Origin of the sequence: Streptomyces sp. NBC_00466, assembly GCF_041433995.1 — a bacterium.
Classification (GTDB): Bacteria; Actinomycetota; Actinomycetes; order Streptomycetales; family Streptomycetaceae; genus Streptomyces.
Genome location: NZ_CP107896.1, coordinates 6,294,020 through 6,316,080, shown reverse-complemented (window position 1 = coordinate 6,316,080; position 22,061 = coordinate 6,294,020). Strand labels below are relative to the sequence as shown.

Annotated in this window: 17 protein-coding genes; 6 read left to right on the top strand and 11 right to left on the bottom strand. The window is 73.5% G+C overall.

What is annotated here, in order from left to right; genetic code table 11:
* Window positions 1-50: 50 nt before the first annotated feature.
* From OG210_RS28375 to OG210_RS28360, 4 genes are read right to left on the bottom strand one after another with little or no spacing between them, the layout of a single operon-like run.
* On the bottom strand, window positions 51-656 hold the full coding sequence (locus OG210_RS28375; protein ID WP_328324455.1) for an ATP/GTP-binding protein: 606 nt from the start codon (window positions 654-656) through the stop codon (window positions 51-53).
* Window positions 637-1,035, bottom strand: a complete 399-nt coding sequence (locus OG210_RS28370) for a DUF742 domain-containing protein (protein ID WP_327298766.1) — start codon at window positions 1,033-1,035, stop codon at window positions 637-639. The genes OG210_RS28375 and OG210_RS28370 overlap by 20 nt, the downstream gene beginning before the upstream one ends.
* Window positions 1,036-1,045: 10 nt before the next feature.
* The gene (locus OG210_RS28365) at window positions 1,046-1,483 is read right to left on the bottom strand and encodes a roadblock/LC7 domain-containing protein (protein WP_266859119.1); all 438 of its coding nucleotides are present in this window, start codon (window positions 1,481-1,483) and stop codon (window positions 1,046-1,048) included.
* A complete protein-coding gene (locus OG210_RS28360; RefSeq protein ID WP_328324458.1) occupies window positions 1,480-4,323 on the bottom strand; it encodes a nitrate- and nitrite sensing domain-containing protein in 2,844 nt (947 codons plus the stop codon). Before OG210_RS28360 ends, OG210_RS28365 begins: the two co-directional genes overlap by 4 nt.
* A 377-nt stretch (window positions 4,324-4,700) precedes the next feature.
* Between OG210_RS28360 and OG210_RS28355 the strand changes: the two genes are divergently transcribed.
* Window positions 4,701-5,129, top strand: coding sequence for a hypothetical protein (locus OG210_RS28355; RefSeq protein ID WP_328324460.1), 429 nt, complete (start codon window positions 4,701-4,703; stop codon window positions 5,127-5,129).
* A gap of 96 nt (window positions 5,130-5,225) precedes the next feature.
* On the opposite strand, the gene OG210_RS28350 is transcribed toward OG210_RS28355, so the two are convergent.
* From OG210_RS28350 to OG210_RS28340, 3 genes are all read right to left on the bottom strand, one after another.
* A complete protein-coding gene (locus OG210_RS28350) occupies window positions 5,226-10,058 on the bottom strand; it encodes a hypothetical protein (protein WP_371539315.1) in 4,833 nt (1,610 codons plus the stop codon).
* 52 nt (window positions 10,059-10,110) lie between these two features.
* Window positions 10,111-11,010: a hypothetical protein gene (locus OG210_RS28345; protein WP_371539312.1), complete on the bottom strand. Its 900-nt coding sequence runs from the start codon at window positions 11,008-11,010 to the stop codon at window positions 10,111-10,113.
* 175 nt (window positions 11,011-11,185) lie between these two features.
* The gene (locus tag OG210_RS28340) at window positions 11,186-12,712 is read right to left on the bottom strand and encodes a hypothetical protein (protein WP_328324466.1); all 1,527 of its coding nucleotides are present in this window, start codon (window positions 12,710-12,712) and stop codon (window positions 11,186-11,188) included.
* A gap of 249 nt (window positions 12,713-12,961) precedes the next feature.
* Between OG210_RS28340 and OG210_RS28335 the strand changes: the two genes are divergently transcribed.
* Genes OG210_RS28335 through OG210_RS28325 form a run of 3 tightly spaced genes read left to right on the top strand, consistent with a single transcriptional unit; the run spans window position 12,962 to window position 15,370 of the window.
* Window positions 12,962-13,750, top strand: coding sequence for a LamB/YcsF family protein (locus tag OG210_RS28335; RefSeq protein ID WP_371539309.1), 789 nt, complete (start codon window positions 12,962-12,964; stop codon window positions 13,748-13,750).
* 49 nt (window positions 13,751-13,799) lie between these two features.
* Window positions 13,800-14,420 carry an allophanate hydrolase subunit 1 gene (locus OG210_RS28330; protein ID WP_328324470.1) on the top strand — a complete coding sequence of 207 codons (621 nt, stop codon included), beginning with the start codon at window positions 13,800-13,802 and terminating at the stop codon, window positions 14,418-14,420.
* Window positions 14,417-15,370, top strand: coding sequence for a biotin-dependent carboxyltransferase family protein (locus OG210_RS28325; RefSeq protein ID WP_371539305.1), 954 nt, complete (start codon window positions 14,417-14,419; stop codon window positions 15,368-15,370). The genes OG210_RS28330 and OG210_RS28325 overlap by 4 nt, the downstream gene beginning before the upstream one ends.
* A 43-nt stretch (window positions 15,371-15,413) precedes the next feature.
* Here OG210_RS28325 and OG210_RS28320 read toward each other — a convergent pair whose 3' ends face one another.
* The 3 genes from OG210_RS28320 to OG210_RS28310 all read right to left on the bottom strand — a co-directional run bounded on the left by OG210_RS28320 (window position 15,414) and on the right by OG210_RS28310 (window position 18,409).
* Complete coding sequence (locus OG210_RS28320) at window positions 15,414-16,232, bottom strand: SAM-dependent methyltransferase (RefSeq protein ID WP_328324474.1); 819 nt, start codon at window positions 16,230-16,232, stop codon at window positions 15,414-15,416.
* Between the two features lie 164 nt (window positions 16,233-16,396).
* A complete protein-coding gene (locus tag OG210_RS28315; RefSeq protein WP_328324476.1) occupies window positions 16,397-17,815 on the bottom strand; it encodes a HEAT repeat domain-containing protein in 1,419 nt (472 codons plus the stop codon).
* A 201-nt stretch (window positions 17,816-18,016) separates the two neighbouring features.
* A complete protein-coding gene (locus tag OG210_RS28310) occupies window positions 18,017-18,409 on the bottom strand; it encodes an ankyrin repeat domain-containing protein (protein WP_328324478.1) in 393 nt (130 codons plus the stop codon).
* 227 nt (window positions 18,410-18,636) lie between these two features.
* On the opposite strand from OG210_RS28310, the gene OG210_RS28305 reads away from it, so the two are divergent.
* The gene (locus OG210_RS28305; protein ID WP_164267853.1) at window positions 18,637-18,831 is read left to right on the top strand and encodes a hypothetical protein; all 195 of its coding nucleotides are present in this window, start codon (window positions 18,637-18,639) and stop codon (window positions 18,829-18,831) included.
* Between the two features lie 40 nt (window positions 18,832-18,871).
* The gene (locus OG210_RS28300; protein WP_328324480.1) at window positions 18,872-20,512 is read left to right on the top strand and encodes a hypothetical protein; all 1,641 of its coding nucleotides are present in this window, start codon (window positions 18,872-18,874) and stop codon (window positions 20,510-20,512) included.
* Window positions 20,513-20,542: 30 nt separating this feature from the next.
* Here the strand turns inward: OG210_RS28300 and OG210_RS28295 are convergent, their stop codons facing one another.
* On the bottom strand, window positions 20,543-22,042 hold the full coding sequence (locus OG210_RS28295) for a PLP-dependent aminotransferase family protein (protein ID WP_328324482.1): 1,500 nt from the start codon (window positions 22,040-22,042) through the stop codon (window positions 20,543-20,545).
* Between the last annotated feature and the right edge of the window lie 19 nt (window positions 22,043-22,061).

Genomic DNA, 22,061 nt, shown 5'->3' with positions numbered 1-22,061 from the left:
TTCCGTAACGATCAGGCCCTGCGAGCCCGGCGTGATCCAAACGAAAGGCTCTAGGTGACGGCGTGCGCGCGGGCTCCGGAGGCGAGGGCCATGGCGTGCTCCACGACAGCCACCAGGACCTCCTTCACTGTCTCCCGGTCCCGCGCGTCACACATCAGGACGGGCACATCGGGGTCGAGGTCGAGCGCCGACCGCACGGTCTCCCCCGGGTAACGGTCGGCTCCGTCGAAGCAGTTGACCGCCACGGTGAACGGGATGGAGCGCCGCTCGAAGTAGTCGACGGCCGCGAAGCAGTCCGCTAAGCGGCGGGTGTCGGCGAGGACGACCGCACCCAGCGCACCCTGCGCCAGCTCGTCCCAGAGGAACCAGAAGCGGTCCTGGCCCGGGGTGCCGAACAGATAGAGGACGAGGTCCTCCTTGAGCGTGATGCGGCCGAAGTCCATGGCGACCGTGGTGGTGGTCTTCTGTTCCACGCCGTCGGTGGAGTCCAGCGGGCGGCCGGCCTCGCTCAGGGTCTCCTCGGTGCGCAGCGGCTTGATCTCGCTGACCGCGCCCACCAGGGTGGTCTTCCCCACGCCGAACCCGCCCGCCACCAGGATCTTGAGGGTCACCGGTTCGACGAACTGCTGGTTGCGGCTAGAGCGCCCGAAGGCCATTGATTACCTCGCGAAGAATGCTGACGTCCGGCAGTTCCGCCGGCGGTACTGGCTGGGTCACACGGACGAGTTCGTCGTCGACGAGATCGCCGACAAGGACCCGCACCACCCCCACGGGCAGGTCGAAGTCGGCCGCGAGCTCGGCGATGGACTGCGGTGCGGTGCTGCACCGTTCGACGATGTCCACATGCTCGGGCGAGAGTGTCTGGTCTCTGCCCGGATCGTCGGCGGCCGGCTCGGGGACGACCAGCGCGATCAAGTCGAGACGGTGGCCGCCGTCGGATCCGGTACGGCCGCGTGTCATGGCGTACGGCCGGACCACGGGGCCCGCGTCGTCGTCGAACCAGTGGTGCGCCGGTGGTCGGCCCGCGTCACTCATGGTCTCCCCCTCACCCTCCTGCGGTGAGCCCGCTCCGCGGGGCCGTCGCGAGGTGGGCGCCGACCCGCTTCACCATCAGCGTCATCTCGTAGGCCACCAGGCCGACGTCGGAGTCCGCGTCGGACAGCACGGCGAGGCAGCTGCCGTCGCCCGCTGCCGTGATGAAGAGGAAGGCCTCGTCCAGCTCCACGACGGTCTGGCGGACCTTGCCCGCCTCGAAGTGGCGGCCGACGCCCTTGGCCAGACTGTGGAAACCGGATGCGACGGCCGCCAGGTGCTCGCCGTCCTCCCGGGTCAGGTCCTTCGAGGTGCCGGTCGCCAGGCCGTCTCCCGAGAGGACCAGCGCCTTGCGGATGCTGCCTACCCTGTCGACGAGCTCGTCGAGGAGCCAGTTGAGCTCACCGGGGCCCCCTGCGGCGTTATGTGCTGCTGCGTTCGGTACGGTCATCGACCGGTCCCCTCCGATGTGGTTCCTGGTGCTGCGTCGGCCGGTCCGGTGCCGACTGCGGCTGATTCTGCCGAGTCCTGTGCGGAGTTGTCGCGGCGGCCCCGCTGCCAGCCGCGCTGGAGCGATGCCATCCGGCTGCGTACCTCGTCCGCGTCGCGTTCGTCGTCGTCCGCCGCGGCCGGCTCCACTGCGGGCACACCCCTCAGCTGCGGGGCCAGATTCGCCTGACGCACCCGGCGGGGCAGCCCGCCGGGGCCGGTCGCCGGGGGGCCGGTGCGCGGGGGCAGGGGCTGCCGGGGCTCGGGCTGCGAAGGGCCGGGCTGCGAGGGGCCGGGCTGCGAGGGATCGGTCCTCGACGGCTCGGTCCGGCGCGGTTCGCGCTGCGGGAGTTCGGCCGGGCGCGGTTCGGTCCGCGACGGCTCGGCCCTCGACGGACCGGTCCGCCGGGGTACGCGCTGCGGGAGTTCGGCCCGCCGGGGTTCGGTCCGCGACGGCTCGGCCCTCGACGGACCGGTCCGCTGCGGTTCCGGGATGTCGACCCTGCGTCCGTGGTCGGAGACGAGAGTCGGCTGTCCGGGTTTGCGGCGCCGGGGCAGTCCGACCGGGCCCGCGGGACGTGTGGCGCTCTGCGGCGCCGCGCCTTCGTCGGGGGTCTGCTGGTGCTGGTCGGGCGCCGGGGCCACCGCGCGGTTGCGGAAGATCCCGCCCGGTGCGCTGTCCTCGTCGTCCAGATCCGCGGTGTCGTCGAACGTCAACGCATCGACGGGCGGCTCCAGTTCGACCGGCCCGTCGATCACGGACACCGGTGTGCTCCCCGCCGCGGGCACCGGCGCGAGCCCGGAGCGCGATCCGGACCGGTGGACGGACCGCCGGTCGGAGCGGAATCCGGCGCCGTCGATGCCCGATCCGGCGTCCGTGCCGTCGGCGTCCGCGCCATCGGTGTCCGGCGCGTCGGTGAGCAGCGCCACCGGGATGAAGATGACGGCGGTGGTGCCCCCGTACGGTGAGGGCTGGAGCGAGACCCGCACGTTCTGCCGCTGCGCGAGCCTGCTCACCACGAAGAGGCCGAGCCGGTCGGTGTCCGACAGCTCGAACTCGGGGGTCTCGGCGAGACGGAGATTGGCGTCGAGCAGCGCGTCGGGCGCGATCCCGAGTCCGCGGTCGTGGATCTCCAGCGTGAAGCCGTTGGCGACCCGCTCGCCCAGCACCTGCACCGCTGTGTGCGGGGGCGAGAACACCGTGGCGTTCTCCAGGAGTTCGGCGATGAGGTGTGTGAGGTCGGCGACGGCGGGGCCGCCGACCCCGATCCTCGGCAGCCGCCGTACCTCGACCCGCTCGTAGTCCTCGACCTCGGCGACCGCCGCGCGTACGACGTCCATCAGCTGGACCGGCTTGCGCCACTGCCGGGAGGGCGAAGCTCCGGAGAGGATCACCAGGCCCTCGGCGTGCCGTCGCATACGGGTGGTGAGGTGGTCGAGGCGGAACAGGTCGGCGAGTTCCTCGGTGTCCTCCGTACGGCGCTCCATGCTGTCCAGCAGCGTCAGCTGGCGGTGCAGCAGGACCTGGTTGCGGCGGGCGAGGTTGACGAAGACGTCGGAGACCCCGCGGCGCAGGTCCGCCTGGCGCACCGCTGCTTCGACAGCGGCCCGCTGGACGGTGTTGAGGGCCAGGCCGACCTGGCCGACCTCGTCCTTCGCGTACTCCAGGCGCGGCGCCTCGGTGTCGATGTCGACCTGCTCCCCGGCGGCGAGCCGGCGCATCACGGCGGGCAGCCGCACCCCGGAGACCTCGTGGGCCTCCTTGCGGAGCCTGCTGAGGTCCCGGATCAGTTCGCGCCCGATGCGCACGGACACCACCAGGGACACCAGCAGTCCGCCGACGCCGAGCAGTGCCGCGATCCCGGCCTTGGCGAAGACGCCGGCGGCGGCGGGCCTCACCCGGCTCTGGAAGTCCCTGCGGGCCTCGGTTCCCAGCGTGTCGAGATGGCTGAGCGTCCGGTCGGCGTCCGTGGTCCAGCGGGACGCGGAGCCGGTGATGGAGGAACTGGCGGGGTTCTTGCCGACCGCGGCGGATTCGGCGGTGCGCACCGGGATGGTCTCGGGGCCGCTCCAGTACGCCCTGTACGCGTCGCCCGCCCGGCCCGGCAGTGACGGCAGGCTGACCGTGTAGTACACCTCGCGGGCGGTGACGAGGTCCGAGATGTCGCGCAGGTCTTTGGAGTCGAGCCGTCCGGACGTGAGGGCGGAGCCGAGGAGCGCGTCCTCCCGCGAGAGGGACTCACGGGCCCGGCTGACGCCGACGAGGCCGCGCGCCTCCTTGTCGAGGCCGGAGTTCTGCAGGGTGGGCAGGTCGGCCAGGAAGTCGAGTGCCTGGTCGCAGAGCCGGTTGTACTGGTCGTACGCCTCGCGGCGCGTCACCTCGTGGTCGCCGGTGTTGCGCCGCAGCGGACCGAGTCCGGCGAACCCGTCGAGCACCGAGCTCAGCTGCTGCTGGGAGTGCCCGCCCATGGCGGAACGGGCGTCGCTCCGCAGGGAGTTGCGGCGCAGCTCGGCCACGGCCGCGTCGGTGTCCGCGCGCTGGCTGCGCAGCTCGGACTGGATGTCCGATGCTCCCGGATCGACCAGCTGGCGCAGGGTCAGGGAGCGTTCCTCCTCGACCGACTCAAGGGCGACGACGAGCGGGTGCGCCACTCTCTTGTGGACGGTTCCCGTGCGCATCAGTTGCAGAGTGTCACGGCCGGTGAGATAGACGGAGAACGTCCAGATCGCCGTCAACGCGACAAGTGGGACCAGCAACAGCGCCACGATCTTCCTGCGGATGGACTTCCCGCGAAAGCGCATGGCCTCCCCCAGCTCAACCCCGCCCGGCGGGGGTGGTGTTCCGTCAACAAACGGCGTGAGCCTACTACTGCCGCACAGGCAACTCGAAGGGACTTCCGGACTATTTTCAGCCGGTCGCAAGGGAGTTGATCATGCCATGTCCCGGTATCCCAGCAGATCGTCTTCCCTGATCCGGTCGGAGAACCCTGGCAGGACGGCACTTTCCACCCCTGTCCGGATGGCTGGAATTCTATGGGTGGCGGGAATCTTTTACGGCAGTTGCTCGTCCTTGCGTACGAGGGGCGCACCACGGGCGGGGACGCTTGAACCGACCCAAGCCGGGCATCCGTTCTGGAGTCGGACAGCGCCGAGGCGTGAAGGTCGAGGGTGAAGAGAGCATGACCATCGAAGAGGGCGAGGCCCCCCTGCGGACGCTGTGGGTCGAGGAGCCGGTCGGACGGTACCGGCTGCCGGATCCGGTGCGCGGAAGCGCGGTGCGTGCCGTGCTGATCGTTTCCGTGACGCTGATCCAGGCGGTGACGGCCTTCCTCTCCACCGTGGCGGGCTCCTGGCTGGCCTTCCCGATGGTGCTGAGCAGTGTCGCGAGTACGGTCGTGGCGACCTGGGCGGTACTGGACGTCTGGATCACCCGGCAGGTATGGAACCAGCGCCATGGCGTGACGTCCGCCCCCAGCAGCACCGCCCGCCGGCTCCGCAAGGAGCGGCGCTCGGCCCGGCGTTCGGCACGGCGTTCGGCCCGTCGGCAGGAGGGGGACGCCGAACGGATACCTACGAACCGCTCCGGTCGGCTGACGACCCAGTCCTGAGCCGCCCCGGGCCCGTCACAGCCCGTCCGGCCACCCGCCGGTCTCCGTCCGGCCGCCTTGGGACGGCTGCTGGGACGGCTGGCGCGGCTGGGACGGCTAGGACGCCTCGGACGGCAGGGTGCTCGGTGCGGCCTGGCCCCGTTTGAACATCCGGGTCGCGGTGATCTCGCCGTGCACCTGCTCCCCGCCGGGGTCCTGCTGCGGGAGGCCCGGCCGCAGATGCTCCTCCACGCTGATGTACTTCAGCCCCGCCCGGAGGTCCGCGTCATTGCGCAACCTGATGACCAGCGGGAACTCGGCGAGCGCCGTGGTGTCGAACAGCCCTGTCGTATAGAGCAGCTGGACGCCGAGAGCGTCGGAGACCGCGCGCTGGAGCTCCAGCAGATATGTGGCGTTCGCCCGGCCGATCGGGTTGTCGAGGAAGAGCGTGCCCGCGTGCCGGTGCCTGTCGCGGCCCCGGTCGTTGCTGCGCAGGGCGGCCATCGTGCAGTAGAGGGCGATGGCCGCGGTGAGCAGCTGCCCGCCGGAGAAGACATCTCCCATCTGCCCCACCGGGACCCGCTCGGCCCGGAGCACGGCGTCCGGCTTGAGGATCTCCACAGCCACGCCCCTGGGTTCGAGCGCCGCGTGGACGGCCCGCAGCAGCAGAGACATCCCGTCCCTGCGCAGATCGGAGTTCTTCTTCAGGGCCGCCCTGGTCGCCTCGTCGATGACCTCGCCGAGCCGTTCGGCGAGGGTGGCCTGGTCGGGCTCCTCGAAGCGGATCCGCAGGAACTCCTGGCCCGACCACTCCCCGAGGCCTTCGGGCAGCCGGGAGAGCCGCTGGGCGGAGCGCAGTGTGGTGAGCGCGGACTCCACCAGACCGCGCAGCCGGTCGACGATCGAGTCCCGGTTGCGCTCCAGCTGCTCCAGTTCGTCGGTGAGCACCCGCAGCCGGGGCGCGAAGGCCGCCGCCCACTTCTCCGCGTGCTCGGGGAGCGCGGCGGCGGGAAGTTCACGGATCTGCTGGCGTGCCGGAGTGCGGACCTGCTCGTAGCGGGTGGCGTTGGCATGCCGTACCAGGATGTCGCTCGCCTCCCGCACGGCCGACTCGGCCGCCGACAGGTCGCCGGCGCAGGCGCGCAGGGAGCGGCGGGCCTCTGCGGCCGACTCGCGGGCCTCCTCCTGGCTGCCGGGGTACGGCTCGGGCGGCGCGGATTCGGCGCTCTCGTCGTCCTGGTGCGGGTCGCGGAGCAGGTCCCGCAGCAGGGCGGCCGATTCGTCGAAGCCACCCGCCGCGTCCTCCGACGCCCGGTGGGCGCGCAGCAGTTCGGCGTGGGCCGCGCGGGAGGTCTCCAACGCGTCGGTGCGGGAGCCGAGTTCGGCCGTGGCGGTGCGCAGCAGGGTCTGTGCGGCGTCCGCGTCGGCCGGTGCCAGTCCGTCGGGCAGCTCGGTGTGGGCGTCCGCGCCGTCAGCGGGCGCGAGCCGTTCGGCCTCGCCGCGCAGCCGGCCGAGCTGTTCACTGGCGGCCGACGCCCGTGTCTCCAGCATCTGGACGAGCGACTCCGCCCGGGCCGCGGCCGCCTGCCGGGACGGGCCGTCGGCGCCGTCGGTGGATTCGAGCAGCTGGGAGGCGCGGGTACGGACCTTGTTGGAGAGCCGGTCGAGCTCGGCGCGGGCCGCGCTCTCGTCGCTCTCGGCCCTGGCCTGCTCGGCCCGGAGGTCGGCTCCGACGCCGACCTTCTCGTACAGCTGGGACGCGGCCCGGTAGGCCTCCCGCAGGGCAGGCAGGGCGGAGCGCTGCACGCCGGCTTCCGGTTCGGGCAGGTCCTCGGGCACTCCGGCGATCTCGGACCGCTCGGCCCGCAGCGCGCGGGCGGTGCGGCGCGCGTCGTCGGCGGCCCGCTGGGCGGCCCTGCGGTCCTCGTCGGCGGCCCTGGCACGCTCCAGGCAGGCCGCGGCCCGGGATTCCGACTCGGCCGCCTCGTCACCCAGTTCGCGCAGGGTGACCTGCCAGCCCGCACGTTCGCGGAGCCGGAAGGCGAGTCCGGAGAGCGCGTCGGCCACCCGCCGGGCGCGCTGTGCGGTGTCCTGGCGTTCGTCGCGTACCCGGGCGGCGTCGGCGGCGGCCTCGTCCGCCTCGGCCCGGGCGGCACGGGCTTCCTCAAGTGCGGCGGTGGCGGTCCCGGCAGCCTCCTCGGCGCTGCTCGCGACCGCGGCCAGTTCGGCGAGCGTCCCGGGCGGGCAGGCGGCCCGCCAGGAGCCGAGCCGGGCCGCGAGCGTCCGGTCGCCACCCAGCCTGGCCGCCAGTGTGCGGATCTCCTCGTCGCGCAGGCCCGCACGGGAGCGCAGCGCCTGCCGCTCCTCGTCGGCGGCGTGCTCGTCGTGCATGGCCGGGTTCGGCGGTACGAGGAACACGTCGCCGTCCCCGCTGCCGGACGGGCCGGGGCCCGGTACCGGTGCGAGCAGCGCGGACGCGGTGCCGACGGCGACCGCGGAGCGCGGCAGCAGGGCGGCCCCGCTCAGTACGGACCGGGCCCGGCTGTGCGCGGCCGGGTCGGTGATCACCACACCGTCGACCAGCTCGGGGCGGGCGGCCAGCACCGCCGCGTGGTCGGCGGGGTCCACCGCCTGGGCGAGATAGCGCCAGCCGGGCAGTGCGGGGATGCCGTGCTCGCCCAGGAACTCGACGGTGGCCAGCACATCGGGGCCCGGCGGCAGCAGCCCGCCGTCGCCCAGTGCGCCGAGGATGCGGGAGTCGTCCGCTGCGGCGGTGCGCAGCTCGAAGAGCTGTCGTTCGGCCGATGCGACGCCCGCGTCGAGCAGTTCCCGGAGCTCTTCCGCGTTGCGGTCCAGTTCGGCCGCGGTGAGCCGGCCGCGCGTCAGGGTGCGCGCGTGGCTCTCCGGCTCGCGGTCGCCGGCGCCCCCGTCGGCCGGTACGTCCTGCGGACGGGCGGCTCCGGAGCCCGCTGGCTCCGCGTCGTCGGCCGTGCCTGCGGTGGCCGTGCGCCGGGGCCGGTCCGTATCCGGGGGCACTGTGCCGTTACGGGGCTGAGGCAGCCCGACAGCGGTGCCGGATACCGGAGTTGACCCCGGTGTCGCTACTGCGGGGAGGCCGAGCAGCTCTGCCAGCCGGGTCTCCGCCGCGATGGATTCGGCGGTGCGCAGCTCCGCCTCGTACGCGTGCTCGGCGGCCCGCGCCGCGTCCGCGGCCCGGGCGGCGGCGAGATCGGCCCGGCTCTCCCGGGAGGCGGCTTCCTTGGCCTCGTCCGCCGTGGTCCGCGCCTGCTCGCGGGCCGTGTCCCAGGCGGCGACCGCTGACTTCTCCGCGTCGCTGGCCGCCAGAGCGGCGCGCGCCGGATCCGCGTCGGGCGCGGTGTCGTCGAGCCAGCCCGCACGGACGGCCTCGGAGGTCTCCTGGCCGACCTCGGTGAGGCGCTGGCGCAGGTGCCCGGCCTCGCTGCGGGCGCGCTGCGCCTCGGTCGCCGCGGCGGTGGCGTCGCGGTGGGCCGCCTCGCCCGCCGTCTGCAGTACGGCCGCGCGCTCCTCCTCCTCGTTGGCGAGCTGCTCGCCGCTCTCGGCCGCCGAGTGGAGTGCGCGGACCAGGTCGGCCGCCGCGGTGGCCCGGGCGGCCAGGGCCGGGGCGGCGTCCCGCTCGGCCTCACGGATGGCAACGGCGACCCGTGCGGACCGGTCGGCCGCCGCGCGGTGCCGCAGCACCGCCTCGGCCGCCTGCCACGCCGAGTGGAACGTCCGCGCGTCGGCCAGCTCCCTGCGCTGCGCGGCTGCGGCCTTCTCGGTGACGGTGAGCGCCAACGAGGCGTGCCGGTAGGCCAGTTCCGCGGCGATCAGCGCGCTGCGGCCGCGGGCTTCCTCGGCCTGTGTGACGGTGTGGGCGGCGGACGTGACCTGCTGGGCGAGGTCGGATGCGCGGCCCCGCTCGTCGGCGGCGCGGGCGGAGAGCCTGCGGGCGAGGGTGCGCGTACGGCGCTCGGCGCCCGCGTGGACGTCCCGGGACCGCGAGCGCGCCGCCGCGGCGTCGACGATGCGGCCGAGCAGGTCCACCGAGCCCGCGGTGAAGTCGCGCTCCGCGGTGAGTTCGGCGCGGCGGCCGAGCTTGCTGCCGAAACTGCCGACGAGGTCGGCCAGGCCGTCCGTGTCGCGGGTGTCGGTGACGGCCCGCAGGAGCAGATCCGTGAAGTCGGAGTCCTTCTTGACCGCGAAGAGACCGGCCGCCTCGCCCTCGTCGGCGTTCATCTCGCGCTGGTAGCGGAAGAGTTCGGGGTCGAGGCCCAGATCGCCGAGGTGTTCGTTCCAGCGGTCGTGGATCTCCTCCCAGTGGACGTCCAGATGGGGATAGAACTTCCCGGCCTCGGTGATCGCGTCACGGAAGCCCTTCATGGTTCGGCGCCTGCCCCGCGCCCCGGAGACGCCCTCCGCCGACGGCCGTACGGTGGTGGCTTCGGCGACCGGGAGGGAGTCGAGGCTCAGCCCCGGGCCCGGCCTGAACGAGTACCAGGCCTCGGCGAACTTCCGCGGGTCGTTGGAGACCTGCCGGCCGCGCCACTCGCTGGCCTTGCCGACCACGACGAGCTCACCGGTGAGGGTGTGCTGCCACTCCAGGGCGACATGGCCGCAGTCGTCGGCGAGCAGGAACTTGCGCAGGACGCCGGAGCTGGCCCCGCCGAGCGTGTTGCGGTGGCCCGGCAGCATCACCGAGAAGATCAGCTTCAGCAGGACCGACTTGCCCCCGCCGTTCTCCAGGAAGAGAACACCCGCGGGCGCGGGGCGGCGCGGCGGGCCGACCGGTTCCTCCTCGAAGAACTCCGCCTGGGCCGGAGCCGGGTTGGGCACGGGGGCGCCCACTCCCCGCAGGTCGAGCACGGTGTCGGCGTAGCGCGCACCGGCAGGTCCGATGGAGTAGAGGCGGACCCGGGACAGCTCGTACATGGCGGCGGACTCTCGTCGTTGTGGTGCGGGATCTGGCTCAGTCAGGGGCTGGTCAGGAGTGGAAGGGGAGTCCTGCGTCGGCGGTCAGTTCGAGGTCGTCCGTCCCGGAGGGCGGCAGCAGCGTGGCCGTTCCGTCGGTCACCGGCACGACGCCCAGGTCGAGCAGCTCGGCCATGGCGGCGCTGCCCGCCATGTCGCGGACCTGGAGCTGGTAGCGGGCGGTGGTGCGGTACGCGCCTCCGGCGTCGTCGCCGGTGCGCTGCAGGAACCCCGAATCCGTGAGGAAGACCACGGCCTTGGCGACGATCCCGGTGGTGGAACCGGCCAGGCGCCTGGCGTCCTTGGTGGCTCCGGTGGAGCTGCGCCTCGCGTAGATCCGCCAGGCGGCTTCGAGCCCGGGTGCGTCGGTGGCCGGGTCGCTGTTCTCGCCCTGCTCGTCGGCCCGCTCCTCCAGCCGGCGGCAGGCCTGGCGGACGAACGCGTCGACGCCGTTGACCGTGATCCGGCCGATGTACCCGTCGTCGGCGAGGTCTTCGGGGCGCGGGAAGGACATGGCCGCGACAGCGAGATGGGCCAGCCCGTGCAGGAAGCGGTCGGCGGAGTCGGCGGCGGCGCGGCGCGCGTAGTCGCCCATGCGTACGGCGAAGACCGAGTCCTCGCCCGCGGCGACGGCCATGCCGGCGCGGGTCGAGACCTCCAGGACGACCAGGCCGAGTCCGGTGGCGACAGCGTCGGCGAGCCGGGCGAAGGCGGGCGCCTCGCGGTAGCGGCGGAGCAGCTCCGCGTACTCGGCGTCACGGGCGGGCAGCAGCTTCGGCTGGAGTCCGAAGGCGACGAGGCGTGCCGCGTCGGCGGCGTCGGCCGGGGTCACCGCCGGGCCGGCCGGCGGCACGGCGGTGGCGGCCTGGTCGGGCTCGCTCCACGCGGTGTGCTCGGCGTGGGTCTCGCTCACAGCTGCTGCTCCTCGGTCGGTGTCGTTCGGTACTGCTCCCAAGGTCCTGGCCGGGCCCCGGGTCCTGGGCGGGCCCCGGGTCCCGGCTGCGCCCCGGGTCCTGGGTGCCGGGTTTGCGGCCTGCCGTGCTTCCTGGCCCGGGTGTCCGGGGCGGGCGGGACGTCCCGCCGGAGGTTCATGCGGACTCCGTACGGCCCGCGGCCATTCCGACGGTGTCCAGGAGGGCCGTCCCCACGATCAGATCCGCACCGCCGAACTCGGAGTCGTCCAGATCGGTGCCGTCGTCCACGGCGAAGAGCAGGCGCTCCTCACCCTGGCGGTACGCGGTGCCGACCGGCGGGCTGGCCGCGTGGATGGCCAGCAGGGCGACCAGATAGGGCAGTTCCGGATCGCGCAGCCGGGCTTCGGCCAGCAGACCGGAGAGCCGGCGCGGCGCGTCGTGCTCCAGGTCGAGCAACTCCATCGCCGCGGCCAGCTGCTCCTCGCTGAACCGGCTGTCGTCCGGTGTCGCGATGAGGTCGGGCTCGGGCATCTCGGCGCCCAGGTGCTCCCGCTCGGCCGGCGGCGTCAGCAGGATGTCGACCAGGTCCCCGACCCGTACGGACACGGGTGTACGCAGTCCGGTGCCCCGTGCGAAGAACGCGTCGGTGACCCGGATGGCCTGCTCCAGCGGCAGTGGCAGTACGGGGGCGACCAGCTGTCCGTACAGGTCCAGTCCGGAACTCGCCGTCGGCGGGGCGAACGCCTGCCGGTCCTGCTCGGCGCGGAAGAGCGGCCCGGCCTCCAGCAGCCGGGACTGGAGCTGGGTGTGGCGGCGGATGCAGTCCTTGACGATGTCGACGAGCTCGGCGGCGCGCCGCTTGTGCTCGGGCTCCTCCGTCTCGTCCCTGGCCTTGCGGATGTTGGTGAGGATCGCGTTCTCATGGCGGTAGCGGTCGGCCACGTGGTCCAGGGCTTCGTCGATCATGTCGGGCACGGTCCTGAGCCAGTCGACCGCGCGGACGTTGCGCCGGGTCGCCTCCAGCGTCCTGCGCAGCGTCTCGGCGTACTGCACGGTCCGGTACCGGGCCTGCTCCGCCGCGAGCTGGGCGTCGGCGAGCCTGCCCCGGCTGATCAGCACCTCCAGCTTCACCTCGGCGGCGATCTGCGCGCTGGTGACGTCCGTGTCGAGGGCGCCCACCAGGACGTTGACCGCTTCGTCGGTGGTGCGCAGATAGACGGTGCCGCCATGGCCGGGCACTTCCTCGACCAGCTTGAAGTCGTAGTCGCGGCGGACGTACTCGCCGTCGGGGCCGAACGTGCCGTAGACCGCGCGGAACCCGCGGTCCACACTGCCGACATTGATCAGGTTCTCCAGCACCCAGCGGGCCACCCGCTCGTGCTCGTCCGCCGGGCGGCGCGGGGCCTGGGCCGCGACGCGCGGCAGCAGCCTGGCCACTATCTGGTCGTGGTCGGCCCCGGTGTCGAAGTCCATATTGAGCGTGACCAGGTCGATCGCGGCGAGCGCCACCTCGGCCATGGCGTAGACCGTGTACTCGCCGGCCAGATTGGCCTTGCGTACATCGAGGTCGTGCAGCGGGGCGGTGCACGCGAGCGCGCGAAGCCGCCGCGCCAGCCCTTCGTCGGCGGCCGGGCCCGGTGCGGGGCGCGGCCCCGCGCTGAGCTGGGGCGGAACGAATTCCGTCGGGGCAGGCGAAGTCACGCTGCACAGATTAGGTCCTCGCACTGACAACGGTCGAAACGGCGCGGATGGGGCGCCTGTCCACCGGGCCCGCACGGCCCTCGACGGCTAGGCTTCGTGCTCCCCGTACCGGCCCGGATCCGGCCGCAACCACCCCCGGTTCACGCGGTGTCCGCCCCCGGCCCACGTCCTGTCCACTCCGTAACCGCCTCCGGTCCGTCCCGGATCCCGCGCCGGTACGGACCCCGTCCCGCTCCCGGAGGGAGCCGTATGAGCACGACCGCCCCGACCCCCGCCACCCCGGCCGTGGTCGATCTCAACGCCGACCTCGGTGAGGGGTTCGGCCGCTGGACGCTCACCGACGACGAGGCGCTGCTCTCCGTCGTCACCAGTGCCAATGTCGCCTGCGGCTTCCACGCGGGCGACCCGTCGACCATGCGCCGGGTCTGCGAACTGGCCGCCGTTCACGGTGTACGGATCGGCGCCCAGGTCTCGTACCGCGACCTGGCGGGTTTCGGGCGGCGCGCGATGGACGTCCCCGCCCGTGAGCTGGCCGACGAAGTCGCCTACCAGATCGGCGCGTTGGAGCTTTTCGCGCGGGCCGCCGGCAGCCGGGTGTCGTACGTCAAACCGCACGGCGCGCTCTACAACCGCACCGTCCACGACGAGCAGCAGGCGGGCGCGGTCGTCGCGGGCGTGCGGCTCGCCGGGGGCGCGCTGCCGGTGCTCGGGCTGCCCGGCTCCCGGCTGCTGGCGGCAGCGGCGGACGCGGGGCTGCCCGCGGTGACCGAGGCCTTCGCCGATCGCGCGTACACCGCGCAGGCCACACTCGCTCCGCGCAGCGGGCCCGGAGCGGTGCTGCACGACCCGGACGTGGTGGTCGCACGCGCGCTGATCATGGTGCACGACCGCTCGGTGGCCGCGATCACCGGGGAGCGCGTCAGCGTCGACGCGCGGTCGCTCTGTCTGCACGGCGACACCCCGGAGGCGGCGGACATCGCACTGCGGGTCCGCCGGGAACTGCTCGCCGCCGGTGTGGTCCTGGAGCCCTTCGCATGACGGCCCTGGTACGCGGCGGGGCGCACCGGCCGCACGGAGGGCCGGGTCGGTGAGGGTACTCCCGGTGGGCGCACACGCCCTGCTCGTCGAGCTGGAGTCGGCGCCGGAGACGGAGGCCTTCCACGCGGAGCTGCTGCGCCGGCGCGACGCCGGTGAACTTCCCCCGGTGACGGAGATCGTGCCGGCCGCCCGGACCGTACTGCTGGACGGTCTGGCCCGCCCCCAGGAGCTCGCCGCCCGGCTCACCACCTGGAGCGTGCCGCCGTCCGCCGGGACCGGCGGCCCTGAGATCGAGATCGCCGTGCGCTACGACGGCCCCGATCTGGCGGAGGTGGCGCACCACTGGCAGGTGGCGCCGGAGGACGTCCCGGGGATCGTCGGCGGGCTCCGGTTCCGGGTCGCCTTCTGCGGTTTCGTCCCCGGCTTCGGCTATCTGTCCGGACTTCCCGACCGGCTCCGGCTGCCGCGCCGGGCCACGCCCCGTACGGCTGTGCCCGCCGGTTCGGTCGCTCTCGCCGACACCTACGCGGGCGTCTACCCCCGCTCGTCCCCCGGCGGCTGGCAGCTGATCGGCACCACCGGCGCGGTGCTGTGGGACCAGGACCGCGAGCCCGCTGCGCTGCTGGTGCCCGGCGCGCGGGTGCGGTTCACCACCGAGGAGGCGGTATGAGGACGACCGGCTCGGGAGGCCCGGGGACCGGGGTGCCGGAGGCGGGGGTTCCGGAGGCGCTGGAGGTGGTGCGCCCCGGGGCGCTCACCACTGTGCAGGATCTCGGGCGCCCGGGCTACGCGCATCTCGGCGTTCCGCGCTCGGGCGCCCTGGACCCGGCCGCGCACCGGCTGGCGAACCTCCTCGCCGGGAACCCGGCGGACGCCGCCACCCTGGAGACCACTCTCGACGGCACCGCGGTACGGGTCCGTACGGACGTCACGGCGGCCGTGACCGGTGCGCCCTGTCCGGTACGGATCGACGGCCGCCCCGCCGCCTGGGGTGCGCCGGTACGGGTGCCGGCGGGGTCCGTGCTCGATGTGGGCGGGGCGGTCGAAGGGCTGCGCAGCTATGTGGCGTTCGGCGGTGGCGTCGCGGTCCGGCCGGTGCTGGGCAGCCGGGCCACCGACCTGCTCTCCGGCCTCGGCCCCGCACCGCTGGAGGCCGGGCAGCTGCTGCCGCTCGGGGTCCCGGGTGAACCGCCGCCCGGCCCGGTGGACGCGGTCCCGCTGCCCGCTCCCCCGGCCGAGCTGGTGCTCCCGCTGGTCCTGGGCCCCCGGGCCGACCGGCTCACGGATACGGCGCTGCGGGCCCTGCCGGAGGCCGGATACCGGGTCTCGGCCGAGAGCAACCGCATCGGACTGCGCACCGACGGCCCGCCCCTGAAACGTGCGGACAGCGCCGAACTCCCCAGTGAGGGAATGGTTCTGGGCGCGGTGCAGGTGCCACCCGACGGGCTGCCGGTGCTCTTCCTCGCCGATCATCCAGTCACCGGGGGCTACCCGGTGATCGGGGTCGTCCCCGAGGACCGGCTCGGGGCTGCGGGGCAGGCGGTGCCGGGGACTCCGGTGGTGTTCGTTCCCGTACACGGCCGTCCGGCGCCCGGCGCCCCGGGCCGGCCGGCCCGTTGATCCGGGGCGCCGGGCCGTACGCCTGCCGCGTGCCCGTCGGGTGTCACGGCTTGCGGGCGAGGCCACCGTGTTCGCCGATGGGCTGCGGGGCCGGGGAGCCGGGGTCCGGGCGCCAGAACTGGACGGAGACAACTCCGGGTTCCAGCAGCTCCAGGCCGTCGAAGAACGCCGCGATCTCGTCGACGGGGCGCAGGAAGTACGGCACGGCGCCGGTCTCGTTGTAGGCGTCCTGGGCCTGTTCGTAGTCGGCGTCGGTGCCTCGCGAACCGTCGTTGACGGCGAGGTAGCTGCCGGACGGCAGTCCCTCCATCAGGCGGTCGACGATGGCGCGCGCCCGGCCGTAGTCGGCGACGTGGCCCAGGATGTTGCTGAGGATCAGGGCGGTGGGGCGGGTGAGGTCCAGCGTCCGGGCAGCAGCGGCCAGGATGCGGTCCGGGTCGGCCAGGTCGGCGTCGACATAGGCGGTCGCCCCCTCGGGGGTGGAGGTGAGCAGGGCGCGGGCGTGCGTGAGGACCATCGGGTCGTGGTCGACGTAGACGATCCTGGCCCCGGGGTCGAGCCTCTGGGCGACCTCATGCGTGTTGTCCACGGTCGGCAGGCCCGTCCCGACGTCCAGGAACTGCCGGATGCCCGCCTCCTGGACCAGGTGCGTGATGCTCCTGCGCAGGAAGGCGCGGCTGCTGCGGGCGACGGTGACGATGCCGGGGAAGACGGCGCTGTACGCGTCGCCTGCCTCCTCGTCGACGGGGTAGTTGTCCTTCCCGCCGAGCCAGTAGTTCCAGATCCGGGCCGAGTGCGGCACCAGTGTGTCGGGCTTCCGCTGTGCCGCAGGTCCGGGCGGCGTCGCGTGGTGGTCGGTCATGGGTACCGTCCGTTTTCGGGCCGAGATGTGTACTGTTCAGCGCCCAACCTATGTCCCAACAGTCCCACGGCGTATGCCAGTTCCTTCCAGGCGTGTTCGCCGCCGGCCGTCCGCCGGTCCGACGGCCGGGGCCCGCCCGGTGGTGGGCGGGCGGCGTGGCCGCGTCAGACCGCGGTCCCCTCGGTGCCGATCCGGCTGCGGACCGCGGTCTGCACCTCGGCCTCCTCGGCGGGATCGGCGGCCAGCCGGCGGAGCCGGTCGACCACCCGGATGTCGCCGGTCGCGGCGTGCAGGGCGGCCACCTCCCGGGTGGTCTCCTCGCAGTCCCACAGGCACTCGACGGCGAATCCGGCGGCGAAGGACGGGTCGGTGGCGGCGAGCGCGCGGGCCGCGCTGCCGCGCAGATGCGAGGAGGCCGTCTCGCGGTACACATGGCGCAGGACGGGGGCAGCACAGGCGATGCCGAGCCGGCCGGCCCCGTCGACGAGCGTCCAGAGCAGTGCGGCGTCGGGGCCGTCGGCCCGGACCGTCTCGCGCAGCGCGCCGAGGACCAGGTGCGCGTCCTGCGCCCCGCCGCGCCCGGCGAGCACACCGGCGGCGGAGGCCCCCAGCGCGTCGGGCCGCTGCACCCAGCAGCGCGCCCGGTCCACCGCTTCGTCGCCGCACATCCGCTCGAAGGCGGCCACGGCCGTCTCCGCGACGGTACGGGAGGGGCTGTCCACCGCTGCTTCGATGAGGTCCAGCACAGCGGGGTCCCGCGCCTCGGCGAGATAGTGCAGCGCCGCGCAGCGGGCTCCGTCCGTACCGCTGCGGGCGGCCTCGACGATCACGGCGCGGTCCCCCGGACCGGCCACGGCGGTGAGGCAGCGGGCGGCGGGCAGGTGCAGTTCGCTGCCGCGCTCCAGTCCCTGCTGCGCCCAGTCGAAGACGGCCTGCACGCTCCAGCCGGGGCGGGGGCCCGTCGGGCGCATCTGCCGCTGCCAGCGGTCGAAGGACCCCTGCTCCCCGGCGGCCCGGATCCGGGCGCCCACGGACTCCCGCGGGTCGTCGGCCCACAGCCGCCAGGGCCGGGGTTCGTAGGCGTCGCGCACGGCGGCGGCCAGCTCGGCGTCGCCCTGCGGGGTGGCGGGGAAGCGGCCGAGCACGGGCACGGCCAGAGCGCGCAGTCCGGCGTCGTCGTCGCGCAGTGCGAGTTCGTCGAGCGCCCAGGCCCAGTTGGAGCCGGTCGCCGCGTACCGCCGCAGCAGCGCGAGCGCGTCGTCCCTGTCGTACGAGGCGAGGTGCCCCAGCACCGCGAGCGCGAGCCCCGTCCTGCTGTCCTCGGTGACGAAGTGGTCGTCCGGGACGAAGAGGTGCCGCTCGATCTCGCCGAGCCCGCCGTCGAGGTCGAGGTAGAGGCGCGCGTAGTAGAGCGAGCGGTTCTCGACCTGCCAGTCGTGGCGGGGGTCGCTCAGGACGCAGTGGTTCAGGGCGGCCAGCGCTTCCTTGCGCGGTGCGGCGAGCGCGTGCAGCGTGCCGTCGCCGCGGCCCCGCTGGAGGAGGCCGAGCAAGGTGCCGCTCGGCGCTATGACTGGATCGATCATGGAAGAGGCCTCACATCAAGCTGTAGACGCAACCGGGGATACGTGGACTACCTGGCCGCGCAACAACATGTCCGGCCGCCCGTTGCCATCTGCTTGGTGCAGTTCATCTTCCTCTGCCTCTCGTCGGTGGTCCGATATGGACCCGCGACGTCATGATGACCCAGCCAAATCGCCACCGCGACCACATTTACGACAGGCCGGTCAGCGTGCGCCGAACAGCTCCACCAGCTCCGTCTTCCCAAACATCCGCGCGGTATCCACCGCGGACGGAGTCCCGGCCTCCGGATCGGCGCCGCCGGTGAGCAGGGCGCGGATCACCGCGTCCTCGCCCTTGAAGACCGCTCCGGCCAGTGGGGTCTGCCCCCGGTCGTTGGCCCGGTCGGTCTCGGCGCCGCGGGTGATGAGGGCCTCCACCGTCGCCGCGTGGCCGTGGTAGGCGGCGAGCATCACGAGGGTGTCGCCGCGGTCGTTGGTGAGGTTGGCCGGGACCCCCGCGTCGACGTACGCGGCGAGCGCGGCGGTCTCCCCCTGCCTGGCGAGGTCGAAGACCTTCGTCGCCAGCTCGACCACCTCGGGGTCCGGAGCCTCGCTCATCGCTCGTACCGCCTTCCATGCTGTGACCTCGGGGTACGGCAGGTGAGCCGTACGAGTGAACCGACAGATTACTGCCCGCTCCCGGCGCCTGGCACGCGCGTGCACCCCCGTCGGCCACTCAGGTGAATTAACTGATATTTCACCCGTTTGCACCTTTTATCGCATAGATACTTTCTGTGAACCTGGAAGAACTCATGGTGACTGTCCCCCCAACCAGGAGAACACTCATGATCCTTTCCATCTCAGGCGTCGTACTGCTGGGAGTCATCGCCTTCCTCTTCTTCAAGAAGGACGGGCTCAAGGCCTCCCACGGGCTCGTCTGCGCCCTCTTCGGCTTCTACGTCGCGGGTACCGCCATCGCACCGAGCATCACGGCCGGCGGCGCGAGCCTCGCCAGCATGCTGGGCGGAATCAAGTTCTGACCCTCGGCAACCGTTTCCCCACCCACCCCAGGAGACAGACGTGGCCCGGCGACCACTTCCCCGCATTCTGAGCAGCAGCAGCGCATCGATCACCCGCAGCCGCGAGATCGCGCGGACGGCCGCCGACAGCGCCACCGACGTCCTCCATCCACTGATCACCATCGGGCGCGGCCTGCGCAGCCTGGCCTCGGCCGGGCGGCAGCGGTGGGCCGCGACACCCAAGGACCGGCGCGGTCCCGCGCTGTTCCTCGTCGCGGCCTGCGTCCTGGTGGTCGCGCTCATCCCGTACGGGCCGCTGCTCGCCCTGATCACGGTGATGGCCGCGGCCGCCTGGAAGGGGCACGAGCGGGGCGTGGTGAAGACCGGGCCCGACGAGGCGGAGACCGCCCGGCTCCAGGCGCTGTACGAGGCCCTGGTGCCGTACTTCTCCGTACCCGAAGACCCGGCTCCCCTCTTCAGCCACGGAGGCGCGTGGGACGAGGCGTTCAGCGACTACGTCTTCGACGGCGACGGACGGCTCACCGCGCTGCACGTCGCCTACCCGCCGCACTTCACCGACGGCGAAGCGGCGTCCCGTACCCGGATCGAACAGCTCCTGCACGCCAAGTCCGGACGCGGGCGCGAGTACCGCTTCGACTGGGACGAGGAGGGCAACCGGCTCGCGATGAGCGTGCTGCCCGCCCTGTCCACCACGATCGCCGCACAGCCCTTCGTCACCGGGCCCGGCGAGACCGTACTCGGCTTCACCGACCAGGACGCGGTGCGGCGCACGGTGCCGGTGCGGGACGGCGAAGAGCAGAGCGACGCACCGCCCGTCGTCTGGCGGACGGGCGCGCGCTCGACCGAACCGCATCTGCTCGTCGTGGGCGAGCCGGGCAGCGGGACCACCACGCTGCTGCGCTCGATCGCGCTCCAGGCCCTGCGGTACGGCGACGTGGTGATCATCGAGGGCAGCGGGACCGGGGAGTACGCCTGCCTCACCGGGCGCGACGGGGTGCTCGCCGTCGAGTGCGGACTCGCCGGGGCGCTGAGCACTCTGGAGTGGGCGGCGCACGAGACCGAGCGGCGGCTGATCGCGGCCAACCGCGCCAGGCAGTCCGGGCATCCCACGCCCGAGGACACCAGGCGCCCGCTGTGGATCCTGTTCGACCGGCCCGGCGTCTTCGGGCATCTGGCGGCGGCCGACGGACGTACCGACCCGCAGGAGCTGCTGCAGGTCCCCCTGCGGCACGGCAGGGCGGCGAGCGTGACGGTGGTGGTGGCCGAACAGTCCGACTCGGTGGACGGGCTGAGCGACGCCGTCCGGCACCACACCCGCGCCCGCGTCGTGCTGGGACCGGTGCCCGAAGGCCAGATCGAGGCGCTGCTCGGCGCACCGCCCCACACCACGCCGACGCCCGGCACTCCGCCGGGGCGCGGCTACGCACGGCTCGGGTCCGGGCCGGTGCTGCGGCTCCAGGTCCCGGCCACCCCCGACCCGTACGACGACGCGACCAGTGAGGCGCACCGCAAGGCCGTACTGGATCTGCTCCCCGGCCGGCAGGGCATGCCGGACCCGGCGCCCGCGCCGCAACAGGCCTCAGCGGAGTCCGCGCCGATGGAAGCAGCTCCCGTGGAGGCTGATCTGCTGAAGGCCGGGCCGCGGCCCATGGACGCGGCGCCGGTGGCGGCCGAGAGCTGACGGGGACCGACCGGGGCTTGCCGGGAGAGGTCAGGCCACGAACGTCCGCGGGGCTTCGGTGCCGGTGCTCGCGCCGGTCCCGACCAGCCGCGCGGCTGCCGCCAGCCGCTGAGCGGCCTCGTCGGCCACCCGGCCCCCGACGGTGAACGGCAGCCGCACATACCCCTCGAAGGCCCCGTCGACCCCGAACCGGGGCCCGGACGGCACCCGGACCCCGACCCGCTCACCGACCTCGGCGAGCCGGGAGCCGGAGAGCCCGCCCGTCCGCACCCAGAGCGTCAGCCCGCCGTGCGGCACGTCGAACTCCCAGTCGGGCAGCTCCCTGCGGATGGCACCGACCAGCGCGTCGCGGTTCTCCCTGGCCTGGGCCCGGCGGATGGAGACGGCCTCCTCCCAGCCCCCGGTGCTCATCAGCCAGTTGACGGCCAGCTGCTCAAGCACGGGGGTGCCCAGGTCGGCGTAGGCCCGGGCCGACACCAGGCTGCGGATCACGTCCGGCGCGGCACGCACCCAGCCGATCCGCATACCGGCCCAGAACGCCTTGCTCGCCGAGCCCACCGTCAGCACCGTGCTCCCGGCCGGGTCGAAGGCGCAGACCGGGCGCGGCATTTCGGTCCCCTCGTCGAGGAGCAGCTCGGTCATGGTCTCGTCGACGACCAGGACCGTGCCGGCCGAGCGGGCCGCGTCCACAAGACCGCGCCGCTGGTCCTCGTCGGCGAGCGCGCCGGTCGGGTTGTGGAAGTCGGCCACCACATAGGCGATACGGGGTGCCGCGTCGCGCAGCACCTGCCGCCACCTGGGCAGGTCCCAGCCGCTGAGCCCCTCGGCCATCGCGACCGGCACCAGCCGGGCCCCGGCCTCGCGCATCAGCTGGAGGATGTTGGCGTACGAGGGCGACTCGACGGCGATGCGCTCACCGCGCCCGGCGAACAGATGGCAGATGGCGTCCATGGCCCCCATCGCCCCGGTGGTCACCATGATCTGCTCGGGCATGGTCGGGATGCCCTGCTCGGTGTAGCGGTCGGCGAGCATCTGGCGCAGCGCCGGCAGCCCGGCCGGGTAGTCGCCGTGGGTGTGCGCGTACGGCGCCAGCTCTTCGAGCGCGCCCTGGACCGAGCGGGTGAGCCAGGGCTCCGGGGCGGGCAGCGCGGCGGTGCCGAGGTCGATCATCGAGCCGAGCGTCTCGGGCGGCAGCGGTTCAAGACCGCGGGCGGGCAGCGGATTGCCGGCCGGAACCGCGGTCCAGCTGCCCGCGCCCCGGCGGGACTCCAGGAAGCCCTCGGTGCGCAGCGCCTCGTAGGCGGCGGCCACCGTGGTGCGGCTCACCGCCAGCGCCACCGCCAGTTCGCGCTCGGCGGGCAGCCGTGCGGCCACCGGGACGCGGCCTTCGAGGACGAGCACCCTGATGCCGTCGGCGAGCGCCCGGTAGGCGGGCGGCTTGCGCGTGCCCGGGCCGGCCGGCCGTGACTGCTGGGTGCTGAGCTGCCGGGCCAGCTGCGCCGCGCCGACCGCCGAAGTCCACTGCGTCATGGAATTCAGTCCACCTTCC

Excerpts from the sequence above, each read along its gene's own strand:
- OG210_RS28375 (WP_328324455.1), bottom strand. The coding sequence starts at position 656 with ATGGCCTTCGGGCGCTCTAGCCGCAACCAGCAGTTCGTCGAACCGGTG.
- OG210_RS28370 (WP_327298766.1), bottom strand. The coding sequence starts at position 1,035 with ATGAGTGACGCGGGCCGACCACCGGCGCACCACTGGTTCGACGACGAC.
- OG210_RS28365 (WP_266859119.1), bottom strand. The coding sequence starts at position 1,483 with ATGACCGTACCGAACGCAGCAGCACATAACGCCGCAGGGGGCCCCGGT.
- OG210_RS28360 (WP_328324458.1), bottom strand. The coding sequence starts at position 4,323 with ATGCGCTTTCGCGGGAAGTCCATCCGCAGGAAGATCGTGGCGCTGTTG.
- OG210_RS28355 (WP_328324460.1), top strand. The coding sequence starts at position 4,701 with ATGACCATCGAAGAGGGCGAGGCCCCCCTGCGGACGCTGTGGGTCGAG.
- OG210_RS28350 (WP_371539315.1), bottom strand. The coding sequence starts at position 10,058 with ATGTACGAGCTGTCCCGGGTCCGCCTCTACTCCATCGGACCTGCCGGT.
- OG210_RS28335 (WP_371539309.1), top strand. The coding sequence starts at position 12,962 with ATGAGCACGACCGCCCCGACCCCCGCCACCCCGGCCGTGGTCGATCTC.
- OG210_RS28325 (WP_371539305.1), top strand. The coding sequence starts at position 14,417 with ATGAGGACGACCGGCTCGGGAGGCCCGGGGACCGGGGTGCCGGAGGCG.
- OG210_RS28320 (WP_328324474.1), bottom strand. The coding sequence starts at position 16,232 with ATGACCGACCACCACGCGACGCCGCCCGGACCTGCGGCACAGCGGAAG.
- OG210_RS28315 (WP_328324476.1), bottom strand. The coding sequence starts at position 17,815 with ATGATCGATCCAGTCATAGCGCCGAGCGGCACCTTGCTCGGCCTCCTC.
- OG210_RS28310 (WP_328324478.1), bottom strand. The coding sequence starts at position 18,409 with ATGAGCGAGGCTCCGGACCCCGAGGTGGTCGAGCTGGCGACGAAGGTC.
- OG210_RS28305 (WP_164267853.1), top strand. The coding sequence starts at position 18,637 with ATGATCCTTTCCATCTCAGGCGTCGTACTGCTGGGAGTCATCGCCTTC.
- OG210_RS28295 (WP_328324482.1), bottom strand. The coding sequence starts at position 22,042 with ATGACGCAGTGGACTTCGGCGGTCGGCGCGGCGCAGCTGGCCCGGCAG.